This window comes from Psychrobacter sp. PL19 (genome assembly GCF_017875835.1).
GTDB lineage: Bacteria > Pseudomonadota > Gammaproteobacteria > Pseudomonadales > Moraxellaceae > Psychrobacter.
Genome location: NZ_JAGING010000001.1, coordinates 1451475 through 1465719 on the forward strand (window position 1 = coordinate 1451475; position 14245 = coordinate 1465719).

At 42.2% G+C, this 14245-nt stretch carries 11 protein-coding genes; 5 read left to right on the forward strand and 6 right to left on the reverse strand.

All coding sequences use genetic code 11. From position 1 onward, the window contains the following. Positions 1-70: 70 nt before the first annotated feature. A complete protein-coding gene (locus tag H4W00_RS05950; RefSeq protein ID WP_209956674.1) occupies positions 71-1708 on the reverse strand; it encodes a CYTH and CHAD domain-containing protein in 1638 nt (545 codons plus the stop codon). Positions 1709-1895: 187 nt separating this feature from the next. Further along, the gene (locus H4W00_RS05955; protein WP_209956675.1) at positions 1896-3482 is read right to left on the reverse strand and encodes an isocitrate lyase; all 1587 of its coding nucleotides are present in this window, start codon (positions 3480-3482) and stop codon (positions 1896-1898) included. 1057 nt (positions 3483-4539) lie between these two features. Between H4W00_RS05955 and H4W00_RS05960 the strand changes: the two genes are divergently transcribed. Together H4W00_RS05960 and H4W00_RS05965 are read left to right on the forward strand one after the other, a co-directional pair. Continuing rightward, positions 4540-5532: a LysR family transcriptional regulator gene (locus tag H4W00_RS05960; protein WP_209956676.1), complete on the forward strand. Its 993-nt coding sequence runs from the start codon at positions 4540-4542 to the stop codon at positions 5530-5532. A 324-nt stretch (positions 5533-5856) separates the two neighbouring features. Then, the gene (locus H4W00_RS05965; RefSeq protein ID WP_209956677.1) at positions 5857-7245 is read left to right on the forward strand and encodes an NAD-dependent succinate-semialdehyde dehydrogenase; all 1389 of its coding nucleotides are present in this window, start codon (positions 5857-5859) and stop codon (positions 7243-7245) included. Between the two features lie 163 nt (positions 7246-7408). On the opposite strand, the gene purN is transcribed toward H4W00_RS05965, so the two are convergent. Further along, positions 7409-8116 carry a phosphoribosylglycinamide formyltransferase gene (gene purN / locus H4W00_RS05970; protein ID WP_209956678.1) on the reverse strand — a complete coding sequence of 236 codons (708 nt, stop codon included), beginning with the start codon at positions 8114-8116 and terminating at the stop codon, positions 7409-7411. After that, the gene (purM, locus tag H4W00_RS05975; RefSeq protein ID WP_209956679.1) at positions 8116-9165 is read right to left on the reverse strand and encodes a phosphoribosylformylglycinamidine cyclo-ligase; all 1050 of its coding nucleotides are present in this window, start codon (positions 9163-9165) and stop codon (positions 8116-8118) included. The genes purN and purM overlap by 1 nt, the downstream gene beginning before the upstream one ends. A gap of 335 nt (positions 9166-9500) precedes the next feature. Between purM and H4W00_RS05980 the strand changes: the two genes are divergently transcribed. From H4W00_RS05980 to H4W00_RS05990, 3 genes are all read left to right on the forward strand, one after another. Next, positions 9501-10607, forward strand: coding sequence for an AI-2E family transporter (locus tag H4W00_RS05980; protein WP_209956680.1), 1107 nt, complete (start codon positions 9501-9503; stop codon positions 10605-10607). A 412-nt stretch (positions 10608-11019) separates the two neighbouring features. Then, positions 11020-11823, forward strand: coding sequence for a DnaA regulatory inactivator Hda (hda, locus tag H4W00_RS05985; RefSeq protein WP_209956681.1), 804 nt, complete (start codon positions 11020-11022; stop codon positions 11821-11823). Positions 11824-11922: 99 nt separating this feature from the next. Further along, positions 11923-12648 (forward strand): DUF2057 family protein, encoded by a 726-nt coding sequence (locus H4W00_RS05990; RefSeq protein WP_209956682.1) that lies wholly within the window; start codon positions 11923-11925, stop codon positions 12646-12648. Positions 12649-12786: 138 nt separating this feature from the next. Here the strand turns inward: H4W00_RS05990 and H4W00_RS05995 are convergent, their stop codons facing one another. Both H4W00_RS05995 and H4W00_RS06000 read right to left on the reverse strand, forming a co-directional pair. Next, positions 12787-13290 (reverse strand): Dps family protein, encoded by a 504-nt coding sequence (locus H4W00_RS05995; RefSeq protein WP_209956683.1) that lies wholly within the window; start codon positions 13288-13290, stop codon positions 12787-12789. 220 nt (positions 13291-13510) lie between these two features. Then, positions 13511-14170, reverse strand: a complete 660-nt coding sequence (locus H4W00_RS06000) for a YcxB family protein (protein WP_209956684.1) — start codon at positions 14168-14170, stop codon at positions 13511-13513. Positions 14171-14245 lie beyond the last annotated feature (75 nt).

The window sequence follows — 14245 nt, forward strand, 5'->3', positions numbered from 1 at the left end:
GCGTTAGAGAAATAAAAAAAGACAGCATCATTAACTTGGGCTGTCTTTTTTATTTTTCTGGGTCAGCATTTTACCAAAACATCGCACTATCTTGAATACGAGCCAGCCGCTTTTGCATGCGTTTACCGTCATCTTTTAACAGTGCGGCAAACCATCCTGCTCCATATAACGCGTTAGGGTCGGTAAATGCCTTTTGCTGATAGCACTGTTGATAGTAGTTATGATCTTGATACTGTCCTAACGCTTTTTGCGCCTTTATTAAGCGCTTAAGCCAGCGTTTGCTGTTCTTTTTAGCATACAACGGCGCGGCAAACTCACTCACATAGCGTAAGTCTTTAAGATGACGGCGTACTTTATGTACAGGATTGCTACTTGAATGACTAGGCTCTAGATTGTCTTGCTCTACAGAATTATCTTCCAAGTCACTATTTACTAAGTCGCTGTTTTTTAAGCCATCGCGTTTAGAGTCATTATATTGAAAATCCTCAAAATCCTGCTCAGCTTCGAGTAGTTTTATATGTTTTTTAGCTAATATCTTCGGCAGCTTATCCATAGCGAGCTTGTTTGCTTGGGGCTCAGTGCTGGGATCGCTCATGGTAAATTCAATGAGCTCAAGAAGAATAATTTGAAAGTCATTGGCACGTACCGTATCCATAGGTGTGATTTTAATTCGTTCAAGGTCTATAGCCCAATCGATGCTAGGTGCACCTCGTTGCCGAAGATCAGGCTCAATAGTCGTTGCTAGATGAGCAAGCTCGCGGTAATCACCGAGTAAAGCCGCGGTTTGTTTTAATATCGAATGCCACTCGGCATTGAGTTGATCTGAGAATTTTTCAAAAGCTTTTAGGGTGACCTGCAGGCGACGGATGCCAATACGCAGCTGTAAGACGTGCTGATCATCTCGGCTACCTGCCGCGATAGCACTGCTGTTCGGAAGTATCTGTAATAGACAGTTGTGTACCGCTGCGCGTACAAAGGCAGGCCTACTGCTGTGTTGATTCACATTTAACTGCCCAAGGTCAGCACAAACTGCTGGGCTATATGAGTGTCCTTTAACCAGCAAACCACCGCGCTCAGCTTTGGTTACGGTGGACAAGCACAGCTTATAACGTTTACACCAGGTTTTAGCAGTCGCAAATAAAAACGCCAGCTCACCTGATACGAGCTCAAACTCAATCTCGTGGATATCTTGGCACTGAGAGTCGTCACTACCGTGGATAATCTGTCCAAGATCATAAGCGACTTCAATCGTGCTCCTTTCCTTGCTACTGTTTTCTTCATTACTGTCTTCTATTAGCAGGCGCGTGGTGCGCGCCACATCAGTCAGATATTGGCGTGTTAATTTTTTTGCTAGTTTTTTGAGTTTAAAATCAGCCAGTGCTGGTGCGATAGCGGTGTCTTTATAAAGTGTTAAATCAGGCATCAATTCATTAGTATCTAGCATCGCTTGTACGTGTTCATTATCTAATATCGTATTATGCTCTAAGCGCGCAGCGATACCATCGCCACCGGCCTTGATAGTCTGTACCCAAACATCGCCTTCTTGACGAATACGCAGCCCAATACCAGCCTGTGCCAAATCTTGCTCAGAGGTATCATAATAATGGGCGGCCATGTGTGTGAGTTGTGACGACTTTACCCTTGCTTGGCGCATTAGGCCTTTTAGACGCGCTTGAGGGATTAAAAATTTAAGTTCTATTTCTTGCATGGTATTTTCCCTATGATTTTGATTGCTTATTATTATGGCAAAGATCTACATCTAATTAATATCACACGAATCCAGGTAATAGCTATTTATTAAGGCTAATATTACTCAATCTGCAACAAAAAAGCCGCCCTACATGCTGTAGGGCGGCTGTTATTTTTACTTCTAGGGCTTACTTATAGCATAGTGCCTATTTGAACTGATCCATCGTGTTTTTGCCGCCGCCCGCTTTTAGCGCGTTGTCACCTGAGAAGATCTCTTTATGATCATCACCGATGTCAGAACCTGCCATTGCTTGGTGCTTAACAGCTGATACCCCTTCACGGATTTCTTTACGTTGTACGCCAGCGACATAAGCAAGCATACCGTCTTCACCAAAGTAACCTTTCACAAGCTTATGCATCTCTAGTGCAGTAGTGTGATAAGTCGGTAGGGTGATTAGATGATGGAATACACCCGCTTCACGTGCCGCATCTTTCTGGAAGTCTTTGGCCAGCTTATCAGCTTCAGTATTGAGTTCAGTACCATCGTAATCAGAGCTCATCAAGTCGTCTTTGTTGTATTGCGACATGTCGTAGCCTTCTTTTTCCCATTTAGCGACTACTTGCTTACGGAAATTTAGGGTCCAGTTAAACGATGGGCTATTGTTATAGACCAATTTCGCTTTTGGCTGCTCTTCTCTAATACGATCGACCATCATTTTGATGTGTTCGATATCTGGCGTTGGGGTTTCGATCCATAGTAGATCAGCGCCATTTTCAAGTGCCGTGACGCAGTCAAGGACAACACGATCAATGTTAGTGTCTTCACGGAACTGGTATAGACCATTTGCCAAGCGTACTGGACGCACCAATTTGCCATCATGCTTAAGCAAGCTGTCATTTTCATGCGCCTGATCAAGAGTGATTTCTTCCATCTCGATAAAGTCGATGTATTTAGAAGCCAAATCACCTGGCTCATTTGATACTGGGATTTTTTGCGTAAGTGACGCGCCTTCAGAATCAGTACGAGCAACAATAATACCGTTTTCAACACCTAGCTCTAAGAATGCATAACGAATAGCGTTAATTTTTGCGATATAGTCTTCATGCGGTACGGTAACTTTACCAGCTTGATGGCCACACTGCTTAGCATCAGATACTTGGTTTTCGAGCTGTAGGGCACAAGCACCCGCTTCGATAATCTTTTTAGCCAATAGGTAAGTCGCTTCTTCGTTACCGAAACCGGCATCAATGTCAGCAATAATTGGCACGACATGTGATTCAAAGTTTTCAATTTTTGCTTGAATTTCTTGGGTGTCTTTACCGGCTTCTTCAGCATCGTTGAGCTCACGGAAGTAGTCGTTGAGCACTTTAGCATCTGCTTGACGCAAGAAGGTGTAGATTTCTTCGATTAGCTTAGGTACGGCAGTTTTTTCGTGCATAGATTGGTCAGGTAATGGACCAAACTCTGAACGTAGAGCGGCAACCATCCAACCTGAAAGGTAGATGTATTTTTTTGAAGTGGTGTTGAAGTATTTTTTGTTGGCGTACATAGTTTGTTGGGCCACAAAACCATGCCAAGCACCTAGAGACTGGGTGTACTGAGAGGTGTCGTTATCGTACTCTTCCATGTCTTGGCGCATGATATCGGCCGTATATTTTGCAATATCTAAGCCGGTTTTAAAGCGGTTTTGTACCATCATACGTGCGGCATCAGTTTCGCTGATATTTTCCCAATTGCCATGTTTTTGCTTTAGTTCACGTACTAGTTCTAACGCAGATGTATAAGTTGACATCTAGACTTCTCCTTGGTGGGGTATTAAATACTAATGCACAAAAAACCGGGTGATAAAAGTCATCACCATTATGCTTGCATTCTTTGTATAGGATTTGCTGGGATTACGATTGCATTGATTAGATCTAAATTTAATGTTTGCTGGCATGGCTAAGCATGACTAAGAATATATTGAAGTTCGATCCATAAACCACAAATAGTAATTTATCGTAAATCTTAGCCCCATTACCCTAAACAAACCTGCTGGTAAATACAAGTGGTTTGCTTGATTTGATTGCTAAAAAATAGTTGGTTACTTATAAACCACCATGATACTCATTATCTAAATACCGCATTATCTATATTTAGTTTCTGACATAAATAAGGACAAGACCATCGGCTATCAGTGTCGCATGGGACCTAAGTTTTAGTAAGCATGTAAGGGTAATTGATATTCGGTAGTGCGATACGAGGTTCAACTGCATGCCATTGCTATCTATCAGACTTGAGAAGGTGATCTGGTTGTATTTAACATGCCTTTTATAATACTAGGAAGTAGCAGTATCACTACTCGCCAGCAAGAAATGCTATAATAACCGGGCGTTTACTTAACAATGAACGACCTAAATATTGGAGGCTGCTGACACTAAATATATCAGTAACACTTGTATAAGCAACTATTGTATAGGCAATTGCCGCGTTGTTAAAATACATACGTTAGTCATTGAAGTCTAGCGCGGCTCATAAGTGTCTAGAAATTTATATAAGTAATTAGCAACCCAACATAGAATTTATCATCTGTGCTTTGACTCATCTATATTACTCACTATAACTGCCTTGCCAAGATTTATCTAGTTTATGATTATTATCTTGGGTATTTTATTTGGTTATAGTATAATAAAAACAAAGGCTTGAGACAGTCGTTTTACATTGACGCTGGTACATTTTATCCTAATTCAGGTGAAATCCAGTTAAAAAAACAGTGGTATCATACTGTTTAATGCGATGTAAAAACTATAATAGTGCGCAAAATTGCCAAAATTTAAGTAGCATTTATTCTATAGCAAAGAGAAAAATATATGAATTTGCAGCGGGTTGATTTGAATTTATTGGTACATTTAGATGTATTGCTAAGAGAAAAAAATGTGACACGTGCCGCTGAACAGTTGGGAATCACCCAACCGGCGATGAGCAATATTTTGCGTCGTCTACGTAAACTATTTAATGATCCATTGCTAGTGCGTTCATCTGAAGGTATGACCCCGACCGAGCGCGCACTCGAGCTCCAACCCCGTATCCGTGAAATACTTGCTGATCTTACCCAAGTACTCGAGCCAAGAACGGAGTTTCGACCCTATAGTACTTCGCGAGTGTTTCGTATCATGACTTCAGATTATGCTGAAGCAACGCTGGTACCGAAATTGGTCAAAGCATTACGTTCAGAAGCGCCGAACGTTATCTTAGATTTCTTAACGCCATCGGATGTTTCTTACCGTGATATGGAGCAGGGCCGGGTAGATTTGGCTATTAATCGCTTTAATGAAATACCGCAAAGTTTCCATCAAGTATTGGTTTGGCGTGATACTTTTAGTTGCTTGTTATCTTCTGATAGTCCTTATGCTCATCGCTTTAATCTTAAAAACTACCTTAAAGCACCGCACGTTTGGGTGTCAAAAACGGGTATGGGGGTGGGCTTTGGGGTCAATCCAGACAAGTCTGGCGGTCTAGGGTCTATCGATCAAGCATTGCAGCGTTTGGGACAAAAACGAAAAATTAGTGTGTTTACCCGTCATTACCAAATGCCAGCTATGCTAGCGGCAAATAAAGACTTGATTGCAACCCTGCCTACCCGGGTGGCACGGATGCAAGCAAACAATGACAGTATTATGATGGTTGAGCCACCATTTTTTATCCCTGAGTTTGAGCTAACGATGGCGTGGTCACCGTTATTACAGCACCATCCCGCACATCGTTGGTTGCGTCAATTAATCATGCACGTCGCACGGCAAGTGGTTGCTGACGAAGAGCATCAAACACAAGAAGATATTCCAGTGATTAATCATTTGTTCTGACATTAGATAGCATGTTGTAAAAGCTTAAAATTAAATTGCCACTTAATATTTGACCAGCCATTGTGCTGGTTTTTTATTATCTGTGAATTGTGGCGATTAAATACATTGCTCTTAAAGGCAGTCACATTCTTAACATCTTCAACACATTTCATAATATCTTGTAAAATTTCAAATCAAATATCTTGTTATGATAGTTGTAGTGAAAAAAACTAAAAACTAAAAACTAAAAACTAAAATACCAACAAAACGCATAACTAAAAAAATTACTAGACAAATATAAATTTTAATAAAACCAAACACGCAATACCAAAAAGGACAATAACCATGACAGATATTACGACTGTAAACCCAACTACGGGTAAAGATATTAAAGATTACGATTATATGAGCAGCGATGAAGTCAATAAGATCATCGACGCTTCTCATCAGGCCTTTTTAGAATGGCGTCAGGTTAGCCACGAACAGCGTGCAAAAGTTATCACCTCTATCGGTGACACCTTGCTGAAGCACAAAGAAGAGCTCGCCAAACTAATGACCGAAGAGCGCGGCAAAACTTATGAGGCCAGCTTAGGAGAGGTTGATCTATGTAAAGCGATTTGTGTTTTTACCGCTGAGCAAGGGGCAGCGGCATTAGCTGAAGATGAACGAGAAACTGAAGGCCTAAAAAAAGGGCTTATCAGCTATGAGCCTATCGGTATCATTTATGGTATCCAACCCTGGAACTTTCCAGCCTATCAAGTGTTCCGTTATACCATTGCCAACTTAATGGCCGGTAACAGTATTCTCTTAAAGCACGCTTCAAACGTGACTGGCTCTGGCTTGTTGATTGAAAAAATACTCCATGAGTCTGATTTACCAGATGCTTTATTCCGTACCCTTCTCATCAGCCATGATCAGTCTGAAAAAGTGATTGAACACGATAAAGTAAGGGGCGTTACGCTGACAGGCAGTGATGTAGCGGGTAGAGTAGTTGCCCAGCAGGCGGCTAAAGTCCTTAAAAAAACAGTCATGGAGCTTGGCTCTAATGATGCCTTCATTGTGTTAGACGATGCAGACTTAGATTTAGCTGCCGCAACTTGCGCGCATGCTCGCTTATATAATAATGGTGAAACCTGTATTGCTGCCAAACGTTTTGTGGTGGTGGATAGTGTCTATGATGAGTTCCGTAAGTTGGTTATTGAGAAATTCAATAGCTATAAGGTCGGCGACCCAATGGACGATTCAACTGATATCGGGCCGCTATCGAGTGCCAAGCAACGCGATAACTTGCACCAGCAAGTTCAAGAGAGTGTCAGTAAAGGCGCAACCATTACTCTAGGCGGTGAGGTGCCCGATATGCCCGGGGCTTTTTATCCCCCCACTATTTTAGAAAATATTACGCCGGATCAGCCTGCTTACAAAGATGAATTGTTTGGCCCAGTGGCCTCGTTAATCCGTGCCAAAGACCAAGACGATGCGTTACGTATCGCTAACGATAGCCGTTATGGCTTAGGCGGTGCTATCTTTTCTAAAGATGAAGACAAAGCGATTAGCCTAGCCCAACAGTACTTCGATACCGGTATGGTTTATATCAATGGTTATGACCTAGTGAACCCAGGACTGCCATTTGGCGGAGTGAAGAATTCGGGTTATGGCCGTGAACATGGTGGTTTCGGTATAAAAGAGTTTGTTAACATTAAAGCGGTACATGTAGTGGGTAAAAAATCTGCTTAGCCTTGATATTTATTTATAGCTTGCTAAGCTACCCTTATTTATAAAATATAACTTATAAGCCATAAAAAACCTCCACTGTTCGACAGTGGGGGTTTTTTATGGCTGTAGCTTATAGCGATTGTATTTAGCTTGAACAATAAGTTTCAATTATCTGACTAAAAATTTAACTCTCTAAAAAAAGTCTTAAAGGTAAAGTTGGCAAATAAGATTTCGCCTCGGCTGATATTTTATTGGTATTAAGAGGTAGAATACCTTTCGCTAATAATAAGACAGTCCACGGCAATAGCTGATGTTCCATCGATTGCACCTGTGTCTGTAAGCGGTCAGCCGTATCTTTGGGATTAACATTCAGCAAGGCTTGGGTTAGTACTTGCCCAGCATCAAGCTCAGCGGTGACTACATGGATACTACAGCCATGATAACGTTCGCCGGCCTGTATGACACGCTGATGGGTATTAAGCCCCTTATAAGCAGGTAGCAGGGCCGGATGTAGATTGATCATCGTCGCTGTGCTGTTATTAATAAATGCTGCACTCAACACGCGCATAAAGCCGGCAAGTATAATTAAGTCAGGTTGCCATGCCACAAGTTGCGCGCTAGCATGGGTCTCAAAGGTTTTAATCCCCATGCGTTTGCCACTGTCAGTATGTGACAACACGGCAACAGGAATATGGGCTTGTTGGGCGCGCGTGATAGCATAAGCATCATCACGATTGCTGATGACACCGACAACCTCAATCGGTAGCGCACCCGCTTGTATCGCATCTATTAATACTTGTAAATTACTACCATTGCCGGACACTAATACTGCAATGCGTAACGGGCCTGTCCGCTGCTGCTGGCTTGGTTGCTTTAAGTCATCAACAGACATTAACGGTACACCACTGCATCCGCTGCACGGCTGATCATTTCACCGATTTGCCAAGCGTGTTCACCGGCGTCATTTAAGGTTTTAATAGCGGTTTCAGCTTGGTCTTTAGGAACCACAATCACGAAGCCCACACCGCAGTTAAAGGTGCGATACATTTCGCTTTGGCTAATATTACCTTGCGTTTGGAGCCAAGTGAACAGCTCTGAAAACTGCCAGCTGTTGGTGTCGATGCTGGCTGCTAAACTATCAGGTAGGACACGGGGTAAATTATCTGTTAAGCCGCCACCGGTAATATGTGACATAGCATGAAGATTCTGATTGCCAAGGCTATCTTGCAAGGCTTTAATGGCTTTAACATAAATACGAGTAGGGGCCATTAGTGCGTCTTGAATAGACTGACCATCTAGTTGCTCAGTGCTATTAGTCACATCAATACCGCTGACTTCAATGACTTTACGCACGAGTGAATAACCGTTTGAATGCGCGCCACTGGAAGCTAAGGCAATCAATACATCACCTTCTGCGACATTTTCACCCGTGATAACTTCTGCTTCTTCAACCACACCCACACAAAATCCGGCTAAATCGTAATCGTCATCATGGTACATTCCTGGCATCTCAGCCGTCTCACCGCCGATAAGCGCACAGTTAGAAAGCTTGCAGCCTTCGCCAATACCAGTGACTACGGTAGCAGCAGTATCAATATCAAGTTTACCAGTCGCATAATAATCTAAAAAGAACAAAGGCTCAGCGCCGCAAACCAACAGATCATTGACGCACATTGCTACCAAATCAATCCCGATAGTGTCATGACGGTTAAGTTGTAATGCCAACCTAAGTTTGGTACCTACACCGTCAGTTCCAGAAACTAATAAGGGTGATGTGTAACCAGTCGGAATGCGGCACAGCGCGCCAAAGCCGCCAAGCCCACCCACAACTTCAGGACGAGTAGTGGCTTTTGCCACTGACTTAATACGCTGAACCAGCGCATCGCCAGCATCAATATCAACGCCGGCATCTTTGTAGCTTAAAGAAGGCTTGTCGCTCATGGTCATCTCACAATTGGATAGGTGATTGGGATTAGAATCAGTAGTTATGATCGGTAATGGAGGTCAGTCATTTGGATTTTGACTTTAATGCGCGCATTATACCCAAAAACAGCCTACACTCGCAAAGCAACTTACCAATATTCCGCTAACATTGAACATATGAGCCAAATAAAAAGTTAAGAAACAAAAAGAGACTGCTTTTTTTGTTTACTCTGCGATAATAAAGCAATTGGAATTTGTATACTCAATATAACGCGAGAGTGATGCCGTAGCAATAGAACGGCCCTCGACATCTCTAAGTCATTGACATCAGTTTAACTGTAGGATTGCCATTAATGATTAATCAATCAATAGATCCCTTTTTTCGGCGCTTATTTATCGTCGTTGCCATTGTGGTGGGGCTGGTCTTGCTATACTTGATGATGCCGGTCATTGTACCGTTTGTATTTGCTTTTGTACTGGCTTATTTGTTTAATCCATTGGTAAAACGCTTGTCGAAATACGTCAAGCGTTGGATAGCTATTATTATTGTTTATTCTACCATCACCTTGAGTGTGGCGTTGCTGTTATGGTGGCTGGTGCCGACTCTGTGGCACCAGTTGCAAGCGGCTTGGGAGTATTTGCCAAAGATATTGACTTGGTACAATCAAGTACTGCGTGAGTGGTTTGATAATAACAGCCCCATTCGTTTGCCCCCACTAGAGACTAAAGGCTTTTCTGAGACTCTATTAGAGTATATGCAGAGCCACTATAGATTTGAAGATGCCAGCACTTTAATGAGTCAAGTTATTGCCTCTAGTATGAGTTTTATCAATAGCGCCGGATTGATTGTGTTGGTACCGATCTTGACCTTTTACTTTTTATTCAACTGGGACAAACGTTTGAATAGCTGGAAGATGGCCATTCCTGCGGCTTACAGCAAAAAAGTCATTGATATCGCGCAAGAATGTGATCGCGCATTGATGGGGTTTGTGAAAGGGCAGCTACTGGTTATGGTGCTACTGGGCATCATTTATGCCGTTCAGCTACAGCTCATTGGACTGGAGCTTGGATTGATTATTGGCATGGGGGCCGGTATCGCCAGCTTTGTACCGTATTTGGGTTTTGGTCTTGGATTTATTGCTGCTGTTATCGCTAGTTTATTTCAGTTTGGTTTGGACTGGTTTTATTTATCTTTAATTGTCGGCGCATTTTTAATCGGGCAAGCGGCTGAAGGCTATGTGCTGCAGCCATTACTATTAGGTGATAAGATTGGTCTGTCACCCCTATGGGTGATCTTTTCAGTATTGGCAGGCGCCAGTTTATTAGGCTTTGTCGGGATGCTGATTGCGCTACCCGTATCTGCGGTCCTCAATGTACTATTCCGTCATCTATACGCTCATTATCAGACCACTGATTCTTACAAGGGCCACAAGCAGCTAAATTTATTTGAAAAAAAATAACTCGTTTATAACAGTAGGTAGGGTATTTTTTAGCTTAAATCAGCATTTTAATGCTAATTACCCTAGTTGCTAATCATTTCAAAACTTATCGGTAAAATAGCGACTAATAAGCGTTGAGACGTAAAAGACTTGTCAGTCATTTTGCAAATATGGTATATATAGACGCGGAGTTTGTGATACTAGCCATTATTGGGTCAGTTTTGAATGAGTAATGCAGTGATACGTTGTAGGTAGCAAGCACTGCGTGCCAGAACTACAGAATAATTCTACCCATAGAAAAATATTATAACTCTATGTCAGGCATTTTCGAAGACGCTTTAAAAAATACAAGCTAGTGTTTGGCTTCATATTCATGACACTACTGTTATTACCACATGCAAATATTACCATACCCGAACCGAGTTGATGATTCATGGCAGAAGCGCAGCTAAGTCTCAATCTAGACATCAAACATGATGCGAGTCTCAGCGACTTTGCAGGTCCAGGTTGGATGTCGATTATTGATGCAGTGCGGCAATTACATGTCGGCCTGATCGGTCAGCTGTACCTTTTTGGTAGCCCAGCGACTGGTAAGTCTCATTTGTTATCCGCTATTTGTGAATCATTTATCGAAATGGACAAGTCAGCGATTTGTTTATCGCTTGATGAGTTGGTACATACGGATGTCAATGTACTGTCTTCGCTTGAGAACTTTGATGTCATTGCTATTGACGATTTAGAGGTACTTGAGCATAGCAGCGAATGGCAGGAAGCTTTATTTCACCTGATCAACCGTAGTCGTGAAGGGCAACGTCAGTTATTATTCGCGGCCAACAAGCCGGCCAGTGAACTGCCTTTTCACTTGACAGATTTACTCACTAGGTTGGCGCAAGCACCTACTTTTAAAGTACCCAACGGTCGTGATTTGGCCGATCGCCAAGCATTATTGCAATCTATTTTGCGTCGCCGAGGTTGGCAGTTTGATGAGCGTATTATTCATCACTTGCTGCATGAAGGCCCGCATCGTATCGGTGCGATGATGGAAGTTTTGAACTATATTCAGCCGATGTTCTCTAACCTTGGGCGTAGTAATATTTCCAAAGCAGTTATCAGTGATGCGCTACGTACGATTGACGAGCAGACTTTAGCTGCCGAACTTGCTGATATTGCACAAGAGACCCAGGTAGATAATGACACAGCCAGTCAAGAACAACATACGATACCATTAGATTTTTAGAACTTTATACATTATAAGACGCTCTAAACTAAAAACATTTTAAACTAAATAATATTTACTTTTTCTATTCGAAAAATTTTACCATTGATAGGATAACTTATGAAATATACTGCTTCTTCGCTAAAAAAACTGTCCATCAGTGCATTGTTACTTGGTGCTGGCTCAGTATCTATGCTGTCCCACGCCGCAGTTACCTTGTTGGTTGATGATAATATCAAAGTCACCGCCATCAATGGACAAGAACTCAAGCAAAGTATTTTTCAGTCAGCGACTAAAGAATTCACTTTGCAGCCTGGCCAGCACGTGATCACCGCTAAATATGATCGTTTATATAATTTGCCCCGTGATGAGCATGATTATTTGCGTTCAGGGAATATCAGTGTCGCGGCAGATTTGACCGATAACCAAACTTACCGTTTGACCATGCCCAATCAGCCAGAAAGATATGAGGCTGCTAAGGAGTATGCCAAACTACCAACACTAGCGGTACAACAGAATAATACCATTATTGCACAGCAACAAAGTATTGGTGGCAATGACGGCGGACTATTCTCTGGACTGGGTAAAGCCTTGGGCGGGGTGTTCGGTGGCAACGGTAATGCTGAACTACAAAATCAGCGTGCCATTGCTGCATTAGGTCAGCCTGCCACCACGACCACTCAAGGCGGCGTCAATCAAGCTGCCATTAATACGGGGGCAGTGGCTACTGTCAAGCAAACGACCAGTGTTAGTACATCTACCAACACCCTAGACCAATTCATGCAGTTATGGCTCAATGCTACCCCAGCTGAGCGTGAAAAGATGCGCCAATGGGCTCAAAAATAAACAGCAGCAACTAAGTTGTTGTCGTTCTAAGTTGAACTGTTTTAATCTTAGCGATATTTAAGCAATAAAAAAGCACCTAAATGAGGTGCTTTTCTTTATTTGAGAGTCTATTAATAAATAATGATGGTTATACAGCTATTAGCCTAAAAAGGCGTTATACATCCAAACCAGTTTCTCTTGCTCTTGTACATAAGCATCAACCAGATCCGCTGATCCTTGGTCTTCAGCTTCTGCTGCTAGGGCAGATACTTGACGTTGCTCTTCAATAAGCTCTTGTAGACCAGTTACCACGCCTTTGACGCAAGTATTGCCATCTTTCACATTCTTATCTTCTTGAATGCCAGCATGTTGGGCAAAATCGCTGTAAGCATGGAATGGCGTGCCACCTAGAGTCAAGATACGCTCAGCAATCTCATCAATTTGCATTTGCAATGCGGTATACAGCTCTTCAAATTTAGGATGTAGCGAGAAGAAGTGTTCGCCTTTGACGTTCCAATGATACCCACGCACGTTGATATAAAACACATGGTAGCTAGACAATAAGCCATTCAATTTGGCAATAACTTGACTTACTTCAGCTTTTTCTAAACCGATTTGATTGGTGCTATCATTATTAGTGGTATTGTTAGTAGAGTTACTCATAGTGTTATCCTTATGGTGTAAGTATAAAATTTTTGGTTATAAGAATCTAATTATAAAAGGTTTGAATATAAAAAGGGTGAATATAAAAGTAGTGGGTGAGTGGCCTTACCTCTGATGTTTACTATCATAGCAAGCTATCAGCGATAAGTTAAGTTAATTAAATCAAAAACGCAGTTATGTTTTGTAAAACCAATATATCTTTTAGGCGTTCTCATCATAATTATGCGGGTGGCTGTAATTGTTCGGTTTGTAAGCCTCGTACTGGTACTACCTCTTCTAAATGCTGGCGTACGGTCGCAATAGGGAACTTTTGGGCTTGTAGACGTTTGGGTACGATTTGGCTACCTTGCTGGCCTTTCATTTCGAACATCATAAAGATAAAGTCGTCAGTTTCATCCCAGCTTTTGATTGCGGTCCATGGAACAATGGCTTGCTGAGTGCTACCAGCACGCATCTGCATGCCGCGCGCTTGTGAGTTTTTTGCTAAATCGGGTTGAATGGTTGGCATCACCATAACCAATCCATGCTTCTGTATACCTAGCTTCATTTGGCGCATTTCATCGGGCATTTCTTGTTCAGCAACTTGCTTTTCAAACTCTCTTTTGACATACCATTTAAAGCCTAGAGTGCGAACCAGTAGATAAATCGCCACAGCGACTAGCATTAGCCAAAAAATAATCGTTGAGTAACCGGTCACAAAGACTAGTCCTGCAAGCGCTAGTATCACAACCACTGCCATAATGATCCATTCTTTAGTCTTGAGACTCTTTAGACCAAAAGAAGGGCTGGCACTAGCAAATAGCTCATATTGCGCTTGATAAAATTCAGCCTCGGTCAGGTTTAAGGCGACAGGTTGTAGGGTGTAGGGGTACAGGGCCATAAAGGTTTCTCAAATACTTATATTAAAGGCGTTGGTTTAAAAGCGCTAGGCGTGATCGATTACGCCGTACTTGGC